The sequence below is a fragment of the Promicromonospora sp. NPDC050249 genome, from assembly GCF_040656015.1.
Classification (GTDB): Bacteria; Actinomycetota; Actinomycetes; order Actinomycetales; family Cellulomonadaceae; genus Promicromonospora.
Genome location: NZ_JBFAKY010000008.1, coordinates 146,242 through 160,946, shown reverse-complemented (window position 1 = coordinate 160,946; position 14,705 = coordinate 146,242). Strand labels below are relative to the sequence as shown.

Here is a 14,705-nt window from a genome sequence, read left to right as displayed (position 1 = left end):
ATGGCACAGATCAACGACCACGGTGTGCACGTCGCCGTCGTCGGGGCGACCGGCCAGGTCGGCGCCGTGATGCGCCGCCTGCTGGAGGAGCGGGAGTTCCCCGTCGCCTCCGTCCGGTTCTTCGCGTCCGCGCGTTCCGCGGGGAGCACCCTGCCGTTCGCCGGGTTCGACGTCCCGGTGGAGGACCTCGCCGCGACCGCGACGGACGACCTCGCCGACATCGACATCGCCCTCTTCTCCGCGGGTGGTGGCACGTCGCGCGAGCACGCGCCGCGGTTCGCGGAGGCCGGTGCCCTCGTCGTCGACAACTCGTCGGCCTGGCGGCTCGACCCCGAGGTGCCGCTCGTCGTCTCCGAGGTGAACCCGGAGGCGATCAGCGAGGCGGCCAAGGGCATCGTCGCCAACCCGAACTGCACCACCATGGCCGCGATGCCGGTGCTCTCGCCGCTGGCGCAGGCCGCGGGGCTGGAGCGGCTGCGCGTGGCGACCTACCAGGCGGTGTCCGGTTCCGGGCTCGCCGGGGTGGAGGAACTGGCGGGGCAGGTGCGGTCCGCCGTCGGGCAGGACCTCGAGGGCCTGGTGCACGACGGCGGGGCCGTCGACCTCCCCGACCCCAAGCAGTACGTGGCGCCCATCGCGTTCAACGTGCTCCCGCTGGCCGGCAACCTGGTCGACGACGGCTCGGGCGAGACCGACGAGGAGCAGAAGCTCCGCAACGAGTCCCGCAAGATCCTGGGCCTGCCCGACCTGGCCGTCGCGGGCACCTGCGTGCGCGTGCCGGTGTTCACCGGTCACTCGCTGTCGATCCACGCGGAGTTCGCGCGTCCGATCACCCCGGACGAGGCCCGCACCCTCCTGGTCGGCGCCCCCGGCGTCCAGCTGGCCGACGTCCCGACGCCGCTCGCGGCAGCCGGCATCGACCCGTCCCTGGTGGGCCGCATCCGGCAGGACCAGTCCGTCCCGGACGGTCGCGGCCTCGTCCTGTTCGTCAGCAACGACAACCTCCGCAAGGGTGCAGCCCTCAACACGATCCAGATCGCCGAGCTGATAGCGGCCGACCTGGCCGAGCTCCAGACCCTGGACGCCGCTGACGACGCCTGACCGACGACCGACCGCTACGAGGGGCGGGGGAGCGTGCGCACATCGCGCAGGCTTCCCCGCCCCTCGTTCTTCGTCCACGAAGGGCCTTGCGCGCCGGCATGGCGTATGGTTCATTAGTCAAGTAACGAACCAACGAAGGGGGTGAGCCGGTGTTCGACGGTCCCGAGCCGATCTATCTCCAGATCGCGCAGATGATCCGCGCGCAGGTGCTCGCCGGTGAGCTGAAGGAGGAGGAGCAGGTCATGTCCACCACACAGTTCGCGACGACGTTCCGCATCAACCCGGCGACCGCGCAGAAGGCGTTCGCGGGGCTGGTCGACGAAGGGGTGCTCTACAAGCGCCGCGGTCTGGGGATGTTCGTCGCGCCGGGCGCCAGGGAGCGCCTGCTCGATGACTACCGCAAGAGCTACTTCGAGGAGGTCCTGGCGCCGGCTCTGCAGCAGGCGGACATCCTCGGGATCTCGACCGACGACGTGGTCGCCTACGTCCTCGGCGCGAACGGCCGGCGCAAGCCAACCACGGAGGAGTCATGACCACCGCACCTTTCGGCGCCCGGCTGGACGACGTCGTCGTCCACTTCGGCACGAGCTACCGGATGCAGCAGAACGGCATCCCGATCAGGGACGACGCGGGCACCGCGCTCGACGGCGCCACGCTGACCATCCGACCAGGGGTCATCACAGGGGTGCTCGGCCGCAACGGCGCGGGCAAGACGACGATGCTCTCGCTGCTGGCGGCGTTCACCCGTCCGACGAGCGGCACCGTCGTCGTCGGGCCGGAGGGCGCCCAGGAGGACCCGTGGGAGAACCCGTGGATCACCTCGGGCACGCAGCTCGTCCGCGAGAGCGGTGACCTGATGGCCGAGGAGAAGGTCGCCACCTCCCTCAAGTACTACGCCGACATGCGGCCCGAGTGGAGCGCCGAGACGGCCGAACGCCTGCTGGACCTGTTCGAGGTCGACGTCCGCAAGAACCCGTCCGCGCTGTCGCGCGGCAAGCGGTCCGCGGTCGGCGCCACCCTCGGTCTGGCCGCTCGCGCCCCGCTGACGATCTTCGACGAGGTGTACCTCGGCATGGACGCGCCCACGCGGTACGCGTTCTACGACGAGCTGCTCGCCGACTACGCGGAGCACCCGCGCACGATCTTGCTGTCCAGCCACCTGGTCGAGGAGGTCGAGCGGCTGTTCGAGGACGTCGTGGTCATCGACCGCGGGCGCGTGCTCCTGGCCGAGTCCGCCGACGAGATGCGGGCGCGCGGGTTCAGCCTCACCGGTTCCAAGGACGCCGTCGAGCGGATCGCGGGCGGACGCCGTGTGCTGCACCGCCAGCAGCTCGGCACGACCGTCCAGGTCACGCTGGAGGGCGCCCTCGAGGCCGACGAGCTGACGGCGGCCCGCGGTGCGGGCGTCGAGGTGGGCGCCGTACCGGTCCAGGATCTCTTCGTCCGCCTGACCGGTCAGGGGAGCGTGCAGCCATGAGCGCCGGGACGACTCGCCCCGTCACCGCCGGCCCGAGCCGGGAGGAGCTGGTCCGCGCGGCCGACCGCCGCGGCGCCCGTCAGGCCACCGCGGTCAGCGTGCGGGTCGTCACCGTCATCGGCGGGTGGTACTGGGCAATCTTCACGATCGTCGCCGTGTCGGTCATCGTGGGCAGCGTGCAGTTCGGCTCGGGCCTGGACCAGGGTGTCGTCGACGCCCAGATCGGCGGCTCGTCGCGCTGGTTCATGATGGTGCTCGGCACCATCGTCCCCGCCGCGTACCTCCGGCTGCACGTCGCGGCGGGCGGCACCCGACGGTCGCTCGTGACCGGCACCGTCCGGGGTGGCATCCTCGGCGGCGCGCTGATCGGCCTGGTCACCGCGGTGTACACGCTCGGAGAGCGTGCGCTGTTCGGGGCGCTGGACCTGACCTGGTCGCGCGAGTACGGGCTGCCGGTGGACGGCTACGCGGGCATCGCGCTGACGACCGTCACCGAGGCGCTGGTCGCCGCCACGTACTACCTGGTGGGCGCCGCGATCTCCGCCGGCTACTACCGCCACGGCATGGTGCGGGGCACGGTCTACGTCCTCGCGACGCTCGTCCCGGCGGCCCTCGTCGACCTCGCGTCGCACACCGGTGTCGCGGCCCTGATCGCAGGCCTCGACAACCTGCCGGACGGCGGAACCGGTGTACTGCTGGGCCTGGCGGGTGGCGCGGCCGCGATCGCCCTCGCGGCCTGGCTGTTCAGCGTCCCCCTGCGCTCCGTCCCGCTCCGGCCGACGCCGTGAGGGGGGCGACCGTGACAACACCGACCGCCGAGGAGACGACGATGAGCCGCACCGACCTCGTCCGGACCGGTCACCTGCGGGGCGTGGCCGCCGTGAGCCGACGGCTCCGGCACTCCGGCCTCGTCGTCGGGATCTGGTTCTGGGCCATCTACGCGCTGTACGCCGTCGGGATCACCGTCGGCAACGCCGTGGCCGGCAACGACCTGGAGATCAGCGCGCTCGACGCCACGCTGGGCGCGTCGCGCTGGTCGATGATCTGGCTCGGCATCGCCGCCTCGGTGGGTGTCCTGGCCCTCCACGTGTCGGCCGGGGGGAGCCGCCGGTCCCTGTTCGAGGGCGTGGTCCGCGGCTCCCTCGCCGTCGGCGCCGGCTACGGCGTCGTGACCACGATCGCCCTCCTGGGCGAACGCGCGCTGAGCACGTCGCTCGGCATGACCTGGCGGCGGCTGGGCGCCCTCCCGTTCGACTCGCCCCTGACCTTGCTCGGCACCGTCGTCGCCGAAGCCCTCGTGATCACCACGTACCTCCTGTTCGGGGCGTGCGTCGGGGCGGGGTTCGCGCGCTACCGGGCCTGGGGCACGCTCCTGGTCGTCCCGCTCGCGGTACCCGCCGTACTCGTCGACCTCGCGACCCGGACGGGTGTGGTGGGGTCCATCGCCAACGTCGAGCTCCTGCCCGACATCGAACACGCGGAGGTGCCTCCGTCCGAGGGCCTGCTGACCATGCTGCTCGGTCTCGGCGGGGCGGCGCTCGCCGTCGTCCTGGCCGCCGTTCTGCTCTACGCCCTGCTCCGCACGATTTCCGTGCGGCCCAGCTGATCCGACCCCCGAAGGAGCTCACATGACGTCCCCAGTCGTCGTGGCAAGTCACCTCCGCAAGACCTATCCCCCCGCCAAGCGCGGCGGTACCCCCAAGACCGCCGTCGTCGACGTGTCCTTCGAGGTCGCCCGAGGTGAGATCTTCGGGATCCTCGGCCCCAACGGCGCGGGCAAGACCACCACCGTCGAGTGCGTCGCCGGGATCCGGCACGCCGACGGCGGCACGGTCCGCGTCCTGGGCCACGACCCCCAGGCCGATCCCGGGCTGATCCGCGAGCACGTCGGCGTGCAGCTCCAGGAGGCCGCGCTGCACGACAAGATCACCGTCGCCGAGGCGCTCGAGGTCTTCGGCTCGTTCTACTCGCAGCGGGCCGACTCGGCAGAGCTCCTGGACCTGCTCGACCTGACCGCGCACCGCCACCAGCAGTTCGGCAAGCTGTCCGGCGGCCAGAAGCAGCGGCTGTCCATCGCGCTCGCGCTGGTCGGCAAGCCGCAGGTGGCCATACTCGACGAGCTCACCACCGGCCTCGACCCGGCGGCCCGCCGCGCTACCTGGGATCTCGTGGAGCGGGTCCGGGACTCCGGGGTCACCGTCCTGCTGGTTACCCACTTCATGGACGAGGCCGAACGGCTCTGCGACAGGCTCGTCGTGATCGACGGCGGCCGAGTGGTCGCCGAGGGAACGCCGTCGGCCCTGATCGAAGGGCTCGAGGGCGACAGGGGAGTCCGGCTCCGCTTCGCCGACGACGGCGCCCGTGCTCGCGCCGGCCAGCTCCTCACCACCCTGGCCGAGCGGGACGACGACGTCACCGCCGCCGTACCCGTCGGGGACGAGATCGAGGTGACCGGCACCCGCAAGGTGCTGTTCGCCGTCGTGCAGACGCTCGCCGCCGCCGACGTCGTCCCCGACGACGTGCGCACGCTCGAACGCACCCTCGAGGACGTGTTCGTCCAGGTCACCGGCCGGGAGTACCGGGTAGAGGAGAACGAGGAGGTGGCGGCATGACCGCCGTCGAGACCACTGTGCCCGCACGGGCGGGCCGTGGCGGGGCGAATGCCCGCGGCTTCGGGACGCTGTTCCGGACCGAGCTCAAGGTGTGGCTGCGCGAACCCAGCGGTGTGTTCTTCGCGCTGGTCTTCCCCAGCATGCTGCTCCTCGGCCTCGGGCTGGCCATCCCGTCCTTCCAGGAGCCGATGACCGACGCGCCGCCGCCCTGGAACGAGGCGCCGGGCATCACGTCCTACCTGCCCACGGTCATCGCGCTGGCCGTGGGGACGATCTCGCTGACGACCATGCCGGTGCAGTTCGCGACCTTCCGGGAGAAGGGCATCCTGAAGCGGCTGTCGACCACGCCCATGCCGCCGCAGAACCTGATCGGCGCACACATGATGATCAACGTGCTGGCGCTGATCGTCTCGGCCGGCGCGGCGGTGGTCGGCGGCATGGTGGTGCTCGGCGTCCCGTTCGCGGCCGACCCGCTGGTCGTCCTGCTCGTCCTCGTGCTCTCGACGACCGCCATGTTCTCGCTCGGGCTGCTCGTCGCGGCACGGGCGGAGAAGGGCCAGACGGCGTCCGGCCTGGGGATGCTCATCTACTTCCCGTCCCTGATGTTCTCCGGGGTGTGGGTGCCGCTGCCGATCATGCCGGAGTGGATGCAGAACATCGGCCTCTACCTGCCGCTCGGCGCTTCGGCACAGGGGCTGACGGTCGGCTGGTTCGGCAACGAGGGCTTCCCGTTGGCGCAGGTCATGGTGCTGACAGTGTGGACGCTCGTCCTCTTCCCGCTCGGTGTGAAGCTGTTCCGCTGGACCTGAGCGAGGTCTCGACAGGCTGGACCACAGGTCGAGCCTGTCGAGACCGCTGAGAGCCCCTACTCTCTTGTCATGAAGCCGTTTCTGCTGCTGGCGACGCGCGGAGAAGACGTGGCCGCCGACGGTGAGTACGAGGCGTTCTGCCGCTACGGCGGCCTCGCGCCGGAGCAGCTGCACCGGGTGCGCCTGGAGCGCGACCAGCTGCCGCCCGTGGACCTCGACGACTACTCGGGTGTGCTCGTCGGCGGGGGACCGTTCAACTCCTCGGACCCATCGGAGAAGAAGGGGCCGGTGCAGGTCCGTGTCGAGGCGGAGCTCGCGGCACTGCTCGACGAGCTGGTCGCCCGCGACTTCCCCTTCCTCGGTGCGTGCTACGGCGTCGGCACGCTCGGTGCGCACCAGGGCGCCGTGATCGACGGGACGCACGCGGAGCCGGTGGGTCCGGTGGTCGTGGAGCTGACGCCGGAGGCGGCGTCGGACCCGCTGCTGGCGGGCATGCCGCAGAGCTTCTCCGCCTACGTCGGCCACAAGGAGGCGGTGCGCAAGCTGCCGGACCATGCGGTGCTGCTCGCCTCGTCGGCGGGCTGTCCGGTACAGATGTTCCGGATCAAGCAGAATCTCTACGCCACGCAGTTCCACCCGGAGCTGGACGGCGCGGGCATGGCCCAGCGGATCGCCGTCTACCGCGACTACGGCTACTTCCCGCGGGATGAGGCGGAGCTCGTTCGCGCGCGGGCGGTCGCCGCGACCATCACCGAGCCGATGCGCATCCTGCGGGCCTTCGTGGAGCGCTACTCCCGTTAGCGGGCGTGGCCAGGCTGGTCAGGCGCGACTGTGACCGACCGCATCCTGGAACCAGGTGGACAGCCCGTAGGGGTACGGCTACCGTTTTCGCTGTGGACATCCGTTGGTATTGGCGCTTTACGTCGGCTCCTGGTGGGGCTCGGCGGGCGCACGCCTGACCAACTTTCCACCCGGAGCCAGGGCCTGGGACGCCGATCGCGTCCAGGCCCTTCGTCTTTGCCAGACGGACCGCTCCGGACCAGGAGTCGGTGGCGGGCCGTCCGGTTCCTTCGAACCAGACCCGCCTACCAGGAGCCCCGATCCCGATGAGCATCACGCCTGCGGAACCCAGCACCGAGACAACCGAGCTCGGTACCCGCACCTCCGACCTGCGCATCCGCGCTCTCGACCCGCTCCCCGCCCCGAACAGCCTGCTGGAGTCGATGCCGCTCGGCACCGCCCGCAGCGACCTCGTCACGACGTCCCGCCGCGAGGTGCGTGACGTCCTGACCGGCGACGACGACCGGCTGCTGACGATCGTCGGCCCGTGCTCCGTGCACGACCCGGTCGCCGCGCTCGACTACGCGGCCCGGCTCGCCACGCTCCGGCGCGAGCTGTCCGACGACCTGGTCGTCGTCATGCGGGTGTACTTCGAGAAGCCGCGCACCACGGTCGGGTGGAAGGGCCTCATCAACGACCCGCACCTGGACGGTTCGCACGACGTGCGGCACGGTCTGAGCCTCGCCCGCGAGGTCCTGCTCGGCGTGCTCGACGCCGGCGTCCCGGCCGGGGCCGAGTTCCTCGAGCCGACCAGCCCTCAGTACATCGCCGACGCCGTGACCTGGGGTGCTATCGGTGCCCGCAACGTCGAGTCGCAGGTGCACCGGCAGCTCGCCTCAGGCCTCTCGATGCCTGTCGGGTTCAAGAACGCGACGGACGGCGACGTGCAGATCGCCGTGGACGGCTGCATCACCGCCGCGAGCGAGCACACCTTCTTCGGGGCCGACGGCCAGGGCCGTGCCGCCGCCGTCGAGACCACTGGAAACCCGGACTGCCACGTGATCCTGCGTGGCGGGCGCTCGGGCCCCAACTACTCGACCGAGGACGTCGCCGCCGCGCTGCGCGTGGCACGCACCTCCGGGCTGGGCGGCCCTGTCGAGAACGGCGTGATCGTGGACGCGAGCCACGGCAACTCGGGCAAGGACCACGTGCGCCAGGCCGGCGTCGTGCACGAGATCGCCAACCGCATCGCCGACGGCGAGCGGGGCATCACCGGTCTCATGATGGAGAGCTTCATCGAGGCCGGCGCGCAGAAGCCCGCCCCGCTGTCCGAGCTCGTCTACGGCCAGTCGGTCACGGACAAGTGCATGGACTGGGACACCACGGAGGACCTCCTCCGTGAGCTGGCGAAGGCCGTCCGCGAGCGTCGCGGCTGAGCTCGGGCCACTTCAGCTGGTCGAGCCTGTCGACCCGTTGGTCGAGCTCGTCGAGACCCGTCTCGGCAAGCTCGGCCAACGGGTTCAGCCCGCGGCCGGCGCGAAGCGGCTCACCAGCAGGTCCAGCCGGTGGTCGCGCGCCTCGAGAGGCAGGCGGCCGCTGCGTTCGAGCATGGCGAGGCCGTGGAGGCCCGCCCAGAAGGTCTCGGTGAGGATGCCGGGATCGTCGTCCCCGGCGAGCGGCCGGACTGCCTGAAGCAGCTCGTCGAAGCCGTCGTGGAGATAGGCCGGCCCGTCCGGGCTCGCGAACGTCAGATCGACGGCCTGCGTGAACATCGCGTCGTAGAGCGCGGGCCGCTTCTGGGCGAAGTCGGTATAGGCCGCCGCGACGGCGGCGAGTGCCTCACGCGTCCCTCGGGCTGCGGTCCGGGCAGCGCGCACCTCGATCGCCAGCTCCTCGAAGCCCTGGACGGCGACCGCCGTCATGATGGCGCCCTTGCCCTTGAAGTGGCTGTACAGGACCGGCTGGCTGTACTCGATCTCGGCAGCGAGGCGTCGGGTGGTGACCGCCTCCCACCCCTCGGCCTCGGCCAGCTCCCGGGCAGCGGTGACGATCAGCTGTTCGCGCTGCGCCCGCTCGCGCTCACGGCGCGTCTCAATCGTCATGAGCACATTCTAGCGCTGCTAGGCAATCTGCTCGCGCTCTGCTAGCGTTGCTACATCACCTATCAGCGCTAGCAAGGAGTTCTCATGACCGTCGTCGCGTACAGCCTCGCCGTAGTCCTGAACCTGTTCATCCTGTTCATCGGGGTGCGGTTCCTGCTACAGCCCTACCCTGCCGCCGCCGGCTACGGCGTCCCCGCGACGCAGGACCGGGCCTACCTCGAGATCAAGGGGCTTCGCGACGCCACCTTCGGCATCGTGGGTCTCGTGCTGCTTGCCTCCGCGGGCGCGTACGCCGGGGCCTGGTTCATGCTGGCCGTGGCGATAGCCCCGCTCGGCGACACGGTGATCGTGCTCCGCCACGGCGGGAGCAAGGCTGTCGCGTTCGGGGTCCACTTCGCCACAGCCGTCGTCGTGCTCGTGAGCGCGGGGCTGTTGTTCGCGGTCTGAGGCGGCAGAGGTCAGCCGGTCGTCAGGGGGTCCTCGGGCGGCGGGCCGGCCTGGGTCCACGGGCTCTGGCGCACCTCGGCACCGTCGAGGACGTCGAGGCCCGACGCCCGCGTGCCGTCCACGGTGGCGTCGAGCCGGACCGGATCGGCGCCGGGGACGGCGGTGACCTCGACCGTTGTGGTCGTGTCCGGGTCGTTGGCCGTGGACATCGCGCGCCACAGGAAGGCGGACACGACGTACTCGCCGTCGGGCACCACCACGCGGGCGGACTCGACGTCGCCCAGGGTGATGGTGACGTTCTCCTGCGCCTGACCGGCCTCATTGCGGAAGACCAGGTCCGGGACGTTCTCGATCGCGCACGGCACGCCCGACACGTTGCGGGCGCGCACGTGCGCCGCACGCGTGCCGAGCGAGGAGTCGACGACGCCGAAGGTGACCTCGAGGTCGTCCCCCGTGCAGTCAGGGGCAGCAGGGTCGACCGGCCACGGCGCGGCACCTTCGGGCACCGGGAGGGTGTCGGGGTCCTGGGCGGGCGGTTCGAAACCAGAGATCCAGCCGGTCGTCTCGGTCTGCTCGGCATCGACGACCGTGTAGGCCACGTGGTACCCGCTCGCTCGTGCGTACTCCTGCCGGTCGAGCCACCGGCGGAGTGCGGTGAGATCCTGCGCAGGCGACGTCGTGTCGGCCCGTACGATCAGGCGCCGTTCCTGGGCGAGGTACGTCGCGCTACTGACGTCCGGACGTTCGGCCGCGGCGACCAGCAGCGCCACTGCGCCGACGTCGGGCACCCGGGCCGCCGACCGGAACTCGCCGCCGGACGCGGAGAGATCGGCGGAGCGGTCGAGCTCGACGGCGGTCCGGGCCAGGCCCGGCAGGGCGTCGACGGACGGGGCACGCACCTGAGCCGTCGCTGCGATCGGGTCGTCCTCCCAGGTGCCGGGGCCGTCGCCGAGGCCGATCGTCACCGAGACGGCGCCCGCCTCTCGCAGGCGGTACGCGTCCGTTGCGGCGTCGCCCACCACCTCCGTCGTGGGGCCGGCACCGGTCGTGACGTGCAGCGACGGGCCTTCCCCGTACCCGCTCTGCTTGGGGTCTGACTCCTCGGTCTCCGCGTAGTACTCGACGGACAGCGAGACCTGGTCACGGCTCTGCAGCAGGTCGGCGTCGGCCGCCAGGAGCGACTGCGCCTCCGTGGTGACCGCCCCGGCGTCGCCCGCCCGGAGCGTCTCGTCCAGCCTGACCCGCACGCTCACCGAGCTCGGCGCGGCCTGCTCCCGCTGCCCGAAGTTGCCCCTGGCGGACTCGATCGGGCTGCTCCTGGTGACCTCGACGGCGACCACGCCGTCCAGGTCGCGCACCGAGTCGGCGGCCGTCCGGATCTCGGCCGGGGGCTGCCCCACGCCCGGGGTGCAGCCCGCGAGCACGAGAACGGGGAGGGCGGCGAGCGCGAGGGCCCGGTGGAGTGGCGACACCCAGGGATCGTCCCATCGAGGATCAGCCGATGAACCCCTCCAGCTCCTCCCGCCCCACCTTCTTCCCGGACCTGATCAGTTCCTCTACACGCTCCATCTGGTCCCACACATTGACGGCCATCCCGGCGACCACCTGGCCGCCGACCCGCCAGAACGCCACGAACTCTCGCTTGCCGGTATCGCCGGAGACCACTACGTCGTCGTAGCCGGCCTCGACGTCCACCCAGCCGGTGTACTCCATGCCGACGTCGTACTGGTCGCTGTAGAAGTAGGGCAGCTTGTCGTACTGGTCAGGGGCTCCGAGCATGGCCCGGCCAGCATGTGCGCCGGTCCTCTGGGCGGTGGCCCAGTGCTCCACCCGGAGCGGACGCCCGTAGTGGGGAGACGGAATGCTGGCCACGTCACCTCCGGCGAACACGTCGGGGTGCGACGTGGCCAGCGTGCCGTCCACGACGACGCCTCCGCCCTGCGCCGCGGGCCGGAGATCCAGGCCCGCAACCTCCGCGAGCCCGACGTTCGGCGTGGCGCCCACGCCGATCACGACGACATCGGCTCCGACATGCCTTCCGTCCGACAGGTCGACGCCGGTGACGCGGCCGTCGGCGCCCTGGATCCGAGTGACGGAGGCGTTGCGGAGCAGGTGCACCTCGTGCTCGGCGTGCACGCCCGCGTAGAAGTCGCTCATCTCGGGCCCGAGCACCCGTCCGAGGGGGTGGGCACCCCGACCGACGACGGTGACGTCGAGGCCCAGGGACCGTGCCGATGCGGCCACCTCGAGCCCGATCCACCCGTCGCCGATCACGACGAGGCGGCCCACGCCCTCCAGGGACGCCTCGAGCAGCGTGCTGGAGATGCGGTCCGAGTCGTCGATGGTGCGGAGGTAGTGCACTCCGGCGAGATCCGCGCCGGGGAGGCCGAGTGCTCGCGGCGTCGACCCGGGGGCGAGGAGCGCCTTCGCGAAGGCGAGCGTGCCGCCGTCGGACAGCGTCAGGGTGTGCCCGGCCGCGTCCAGCCCGACCACCGTCTCGTTGACCTGGATGGTGACGTCGTGCTCGGTGTACCAGGCCTCGTCCAGCGGGAAGACGACGTCCCGTTCCGACTCGCCGCGCAGGTAGTCCTTGCTCAGCGGCGGGCGCTCGTACGGGTGGTGGGGTTCGGCCGTGACGACCACCAGGTCGCCGTCGTAACCACCGGTGCGGAGCGCTTCTGCGGTGCGGGCTGTGGTCAGCCCGCCACCGACGAGGACGTACGGATCCATCGGTTGCCTCCCGTGCTGGGTTGGTCCCAAGTCTTGCACCAGCGCCCGACGGCGGCCGGTTCAGCGGATATGCGCCCAGGCGAGGTCGGCCCGAGGCCGTCGACTCGACGCTCTCCGCCGTCTCCGCGGCCGGTAGGCGATCGTCCCGCTGTGCCGCGGCGCAGAGCGTTCGATGCTGTATCTGCTGCGTGGAACACGGCCGTCGCGGGGACCCGTCACCCCCACTGCTGGAGTCCAGGCCGGGGGCGTCTCCCGGAGGGGTTCGGGTGGTTCGGGCGCGACGAACGTGTAGCTGTGCCCTGTGGGCGTGACGGTCTCGACGGCTTGGCGGCCCTCGCTCTCGGTGGCGGACTGCGTCCAGCCCGGCGACTGTTTGGCGTGGTTGCAGCGCGCGCACAGTCCTTGCCCGTTGTCGAGGCTGGTCGGCCCGCCTTCGGCGTGCGGGGTGACGTGGTCGATGTGCCGCACCTGGGCGTCGCACCACGGTGTGGCGCAGACGCCCTGCTCCCGAGCGCGCAGCAGGTCGGCCATGCCCTGGGGGTGGAACCTCGCCTTCGACGTCGAGGCCACCAGCCGACCGCCCGGAGCGACGTAGACCGTGCGCAGCCATGCGACGTCGGCGTCGATGCCCTGCGCGACCAGGTTCCGTGCCACGGGCCCTGGGACGACACCCGCGCCCGCAGACATGCCCTCGACGACAACGCCTGGCCGGTCGCCCTCGGCGAGCAGGGTCTGGTCAGAGACCAGGAGGTTGATCGTGACCGGGACATCGTCGGCATGGCCCGGCTCGCGGCCGGTGAGGCGCTCGATCAACGTGTCGGCCATGAGCTGTCCGGTCCCGCGCCCGTCACCCGCGGCCTTGGCCGCCTCCGCGTGCTTCTTGAGCTGGGCATAAGCCTGCACTCCCTGCTGCATCGGCACCAGGGCGGTCAGGTACACCATCAGGTCCGGCGCCGGCCGCACCGAGACGCACCGCTGAGCGACGGCCTTCGCCCTGCGCTTCACGCACGCGTGCACGTCCAGCTCCCCGGCGAGCTCCTTCACCCGCGCGATCAGCCGCCGGGTGCCCGTTCGTGCCAGCGTTGGCAGGTTCGCCGGCCCGCAGATCTGCTCGTCGATCTGAGCGCGGTGCTCCGCCGTCAGGTGCGAGGGCTCCCGGACCAGGAGCGTCGCCCGCCACTGCGACAGGATGCCGAGGCAGAGGGCTCCGAACGTGTGCGGCATGCCGGTCAACCACACCCGGGCGGTGCTCAGGAACGCCGATCCGGCGTGCGGACTCTGCTGTGTCGCCGCCCCAACCTGGTTCGGCACGGCACGGCCTCGCCGGTCGGCACGAATCCCTTGTTCGGCCTCGGCCGCCTTTGTCGACTCCTCCAGCGCCACGGCCAGCTGCGCCTGAGCGGCGGTCGCTGTGTTCTTGAGGGCCTCGAGCTCGCCGAGCAGATCGACGCACCCCGCCGTGTCGGATGCGCCTGGAAGGATCATGGCCGCCAGCCGCTCACGCATCGCCCGCACGTCCGGCGGTCGAAGCGCGGCGCCGTCCACGCCGAACGATGCCGACGGAGGTGGGCCGTCGGGCGTTCGGCGAGTTGAACCACTGGAGCGCGTCATGGCATCAAGTTATCCGACACGTGTTCGAAGCGCGTTCTGAGTGGGCGGCGTCTGCTGACGGCAGAACCGGGACACCGGGTTTCGGCAGCGGTCGCACCGGACGACGAAAAGACCCTCCGACCAAGCATTTCTGCTGGTCAGAGGGCCTTTCACATGGTCGGGGTGACAGGATTTGAACCTGCGACCTCTTCGTCCCGAACGAAGCGCGCTACCAAGCTGCGCCACACCCCGATGAGTCCACCGCACGACAGGCACGAAGCCTTTCCGCGGGAGCCTGCTCAGAATAGCCGACGCAGGGCCCGGAACGGAAACCGAATCCGGAGTGGGTCCGATCACGCCCGTTCCAGGCCGCTGCGAAAGCGCTAAGCCAGCTCGACGACGAGCTCTACCTCGACCGGCGAGTCCAGCGGAAGCACTGCCACGCCAACGGCGGAGCGGGCATGCACACCGGCGTCACCGAAGATCTCACCGAGCACCGAGCTGGCGCCGTTGATGACCGCGGGCTGACCGGTGAACGACGGGTCGCTCGCGACGAATCCGACGACCTTCACGATCCGTGAGACCGCGTCGAGCGAGCCCGTGACCGACCGGACCGCGGCGAGCGCGTTGAGCGCACACGTGCGCGCGTAGGCGGCAGCGTCGTCGGCGGAGACCAGGCCCTCGCCCTCGCCGACCTTGCCGGTCGCGGGCAGCTTGCCCTCGACGAAGGGCAGCTGGCCAGACGTGTAGATGTAGTTGCCGGTCTGCACCGCCGGGACGTACGCCGCGACCGGAGCCGCTACCTCCGGGAGCGTGATGCCCAGCTCGGCGAGGCGCTTCTCAAAGCTCATGCGTCACCGCCGGGCCGCTTCAGGTAGGCGACGAGACCGGTGCCGTCGGGGCCGGGGACCACCTGCACGAGCTCCCAGCCGTCCGAGCCCCACTGATCGAGGATCGCCTTGGTGTTGTGAATGAGGAGGGGGATCGTCGCGTACTCCCACTTCGTTGCCATGCCGACGATGCTAGCCCGCGAATGGCAGCGGCGATTCCCTACGAG

At 71.1% G+C, this 14,705-nt stretch carries 16 protein-coding genes and 1 tRNA gene; 10 read left to right on the top strand and 7 right to left on the bottom strand.

The window, feature by feature from the left end:
• The 9 genes from AB0I32_RS08880 to AB0I32_RS08840 all read left to right on the top strand — a co-directional run bounded on the left by AB0I32_RS08880 (nucleotide 1) and on the right by AB0I32_RS08840 (nucleotide 8,215).
• On the top strand, nucleotides 1-1,101 hold the full coding sequence (locus AB0I32_RS08880; protein ID WP_357504931.1) for an aspartate-semialdehyde dehydrogenase: 1,101 nt from the start codon (nucleotides 1-3) through the stop codon (nucleotides 1,099-1,101).
• A 149-nt stretch (nucleotides 1,102-1,250) separates the two neighbouring features.
• On the top strand, nucleotides 1,251-1,634 hold the full coding sequence (locus tag AB0I32_RS08875; protein ID WP_357504929.1) for a GntR family transcriptional regulator: 384 nt from the start codon (nucleotides 1,251-1,253) through the stop codon (nucleotides 1,632-1,634).
• A complete protein-coding gene (locus tag AB0I32_RS08870; RefSeq protein ID WP_357504927.1) occupies nucleotides 1,631-2,578 on the top strand; it encodes an ABC transporter ATP-binding protein in 948 nt (315 codons plus the stop codon). Before AB0I32_RS08875 ends, AB0I32_RS08870 begins: the two co-directional genes overlap by 4 nt.
• Nucleotides 2,575-3,366, top strand: coding sequence for a hypothetical protein (locus tag AB0I32_RS08865; protein ID WP_357504925.1), 792 nt, complete (start codon nucleotides 2,575-2,577; stop codon nucleotides 3,364-3,366). The genes AB0I32_RS08870 and AB0I32_RS08865 overlap by 4 nt, the downstream gene beginning before the upstream one ends.
• Before the next feature lie 11 nt (nucleotides 3,367-3,377).
• Nucleotides 3,378-4,184 (top strand): hypothetical protein, encoded by an 807-nt coding sequence (locus tag AB0I32_RS08860; RefSeq protein WP_357504923.1) that lies wholly within the window; start codon nucleotides 3,378-3,380, stop codon nucleotides 4,182-4,184.
• A gap of 22 nt (nucleotides 4,185-4,206) precedes the next feature.
• Nucleotides 4,207-5,190 (top strand): ABC transporter ATP-binding protein, encoded by a 984-nt coding sequence (locus AB0I32_RS08855; RefSeq protein ID WP_357504921.1) that lies wholly within the window; start codon nucleotides 4,207-4,209, stop codon nucleotides 5,188-5,190.
• The gene (locus tag AB0I32_RS08850; protein WP_357504919.1) at nucleotides 5,187-5,999 is read left to right on the top strand and encodes an ABC transporter permease; all 813 of its coding nucleotides are present in this window, start codon (nucleotides 5,187-5,189) and stop codon (nucleotides 5,997-5,999) included. The genes AB0I32_RS08855 and AB0I32_RS08850 overlap by 4 nt, the downstream gene beginning before the upstream one ends.
• Before the next feature lie 69 nt (nucleotides 6,000-6,068).
• Nucleotides 6,069-6,800: a glutamine amidotransferase gene (locus AB0I32_RS08845; RefSeq protein ID WP_357504917.1), complete on the top strand. Its 732-nt coding sequence runs from the start codon at nucleotides 6,069-6,071 to the stop codon at nucleotides 6,798-6,800.
• Nucleotides 6,801-7,105: 305 nt separating this feature from the next.
• Entirely contained in the window at nucleotides 7,106-8,215 is a 1,110-nt protein-coding gene (locus tag AB0I32_RS08840) for a 3-deoxy-7-phosphoheptulonate synthase (RefSeq protein WP_357504915.1), read from the top strand.
• A gap of 84 nt (nucleotides 8,216-8,299) precedes the next feature.
• Here AB0I32_RS08840 and AB0I32_RS08835 read toward each other — a convergent pair whose 3' ends face one another.
• Entirely contained in the window at nucleotides 8,300-8,881 is a 582-nt protein-coding gene (locus AB0I32_RS08835) for a TetR/AcrR family transcriptional regulator (protein WP_357504913.1), read from the bottom strand.
• Between the two features lie 84 nt (nucleotides 8,882-8,965).
• Between AB0I32_RS08835 and AB0I32_RS08830 the strand changes: the two genes are divergently transcribed.
• Nucleotides 8,966-9,328, top strand: coding sequence for a DUF4267 domain-containing protein (locus AB0I32_RS08830; protein ID WP_357504911.1), 363 nt, complete (start codon nucleotides 8,966-8,968; stop codon nucleotides 9,326-9,328).
• Nucleotides 9,329-9,339: 11 nt separating this feature from the next.
• Here the strand turns inward: AB0I32_RS08830 and AB0I32_RS08825 are convergent, their stop codons facing one another.
• From AB0I32_RS08825 to AB0I32_RS08800, 6 genes are all read right to left on the bottom strand, one after another.
• On the bottom strand, nucleotides 9,340-10,800 hold the full coding sequence (locus AB0I32_RS08825; protein WP_357504909.1) for a DUF4232 domain-containing protein: 1,461 nt from the start codon (nucleotides 10,798-10,800) through the stop codon (nucleotides 9,340-9,342).
• Between the two features lie 22 nt (nucleotides 10,801-10,822).
• Nucleotides 10,823-12,058, bottom strand: a complete 1,236-nt coding sequence (locus tag AB0I32_RS08820; RefSeq protein ID WP_357504908.1) for an FAD-dependent oxidoreductase — start codon at nucleotides 12,056-12,058, stop codon at nucleotides 10,823-10,825.
• A 60-nt stretch (nucleotides 12,059-12,118) separates the two neighbouring features.
• Nucleotides 12,119-13,564 (bottom strand): HNH endonuclease signature motif containing protein, encoded by a 1,446-nt coding sequence (locus AB0I32_RS08815; protein ID WP_357504906.1) that lies wholly within the window; start codon nucleotides 13,562-13,564, stop codon nucleotides 12,119-12,121.
• A 259-nt stretch (nucleotides 13,565-13,823) separates the two neighbouring features.
• Nucleotides 13,824-13,900, bottom strand: a tRNA-Pro gene (locus AB0I32_RS08810).
• Nucleotides 13,901-14,031: 131 nt separating this feature from the next.
• On the bottom strand, nucleotides 14,032-14,499 hold the full coding sequence (locus tag AB0I32_RS08805; protein WP_357504903.1) for a RidA family protein: 468 nt from the start codon (nucleotides 14,497-14,499) through the stop codon (nucleotides 14,032-14,034).
• Nucleotides 14,496-14,660 (bottom strand): DUF4177 domain-containing protein, encoded by a 165-nt coding sequence (locus AB0I32_RS08800; protein WP_116677091.1) that lies wholly within the window; start codon nucleotides 14,658-14,660, stop codon nucleotides 14,496-14,498. The genes AB0I32_RS08805 and AB0I32_RS08800 overlap by 4 nt, the downstream gene beginning before the upstream one ends.
• Between the last annotated feature and the right edge of the window lie 45 nt (nucleotides 14,661-14,705).

What these genes read in the sequence shown, in the direction of transcription:
- AB0I32_RS08880 (WP_357504931.1), top strand. Translation starts at nt 1, where the DNA reads ATGGCACAGATCAACGACCACGGTGTGCACGTCGCCGTCGTCGGGGCG.
- AB0I32_RS08870 (WP_357504927.1), top strand. Translation starts at nt 1,631, where the DNA reads ATGACCACCGCACCTTTCGGCGCCCGGCTGGACGACGTCGTCGTCCAC.
- AB0I32_RS08865 (WP_357504925.1), top strand. Translation starts at nt 2,575, where the DNA reads ATGAGCGCCGGGACGACTCGCCCCGTCACCGCCGGCCCGAGCCGGGAG.
- AB0I32_RS08855 (WP_357504921.1), top strand. Translation starts at nt 4,207, where the DNA reads ATGACGTCCCCAGTCGTCGTGGCAAGTCACCTCCGCAAGACCTATCCC.
- AB0I32_RS08850 (WP_357504919.1), top strand. Translation starts at nt 5,187, where the DNA reads ATGACCGCCGTCGAGACCACTGTGCCCGCACGGGCGGGCCGTGGCGGG.
- AB0I32_RS08845 (WP_357504917.1), top strand. Translation starts at nt 6,069, where the DNA reads ATGAAGCCGTTTCTGCTGCTGGCGACGCGCGGAGAAGACGTGGCCGCC.
- AB0I32_RS08840 (WP_357504915.1), top strand. Translation starts at nt 7,106, where the DNA reads ATGAGCATCACGCCTGCGGAACCCAGCACCGAGACAACCGAGCTCGGT.
- AB0I32_RS08835 (WP_357504913.1), bottom strand. Translation starts at nt 8,881, where the DNA reads ATGACGATTGAGACGCGCCGTGAGCGCGAGCGGGCGCAGCGCGAACAG.
- AB0I32_RS08830 (WP_357504911.1), top strand. Translation starts at nt 8,966, where the DNA reads ATGACCGTCGTCGCGTACAGCCTCGCCGTAGTCCTGAACCTGTTCATC.
- AB0I32_RS08820 (WP_357504908.1), bottom strand. Translation starts at nt 12,058, where the DNA reads ATGGATCCGTACGTCCTCGTCGGTGGCGGGCTGACCACAGCCCGCACC.
- AB0I32_RS08815 (WP_357504906.1), bottom strand. Translation starts at nt 13,564, where the DNA reads ATGCGTGAGCGGCTGGCGGCCATGATCCTTCCAGGCGCATCCGACACG.
- AB0I32_RS08805 (WP_357504903.1), bottom strand. Translation starts at nt 14,499, where the DNA reads ATGAGCTTTGAGAAGCGCCTCGCCGAGCTGGGCATCACGCTCCCGGAG.
- AB0I32_RS08800 (WP_116677091.1), bottom strand. Translation starts at nt 14,660, where the DNA reads ATGGCAACGAAGTGGGAGTACGCGACGATCCCCCTCCTCATTCACAAC.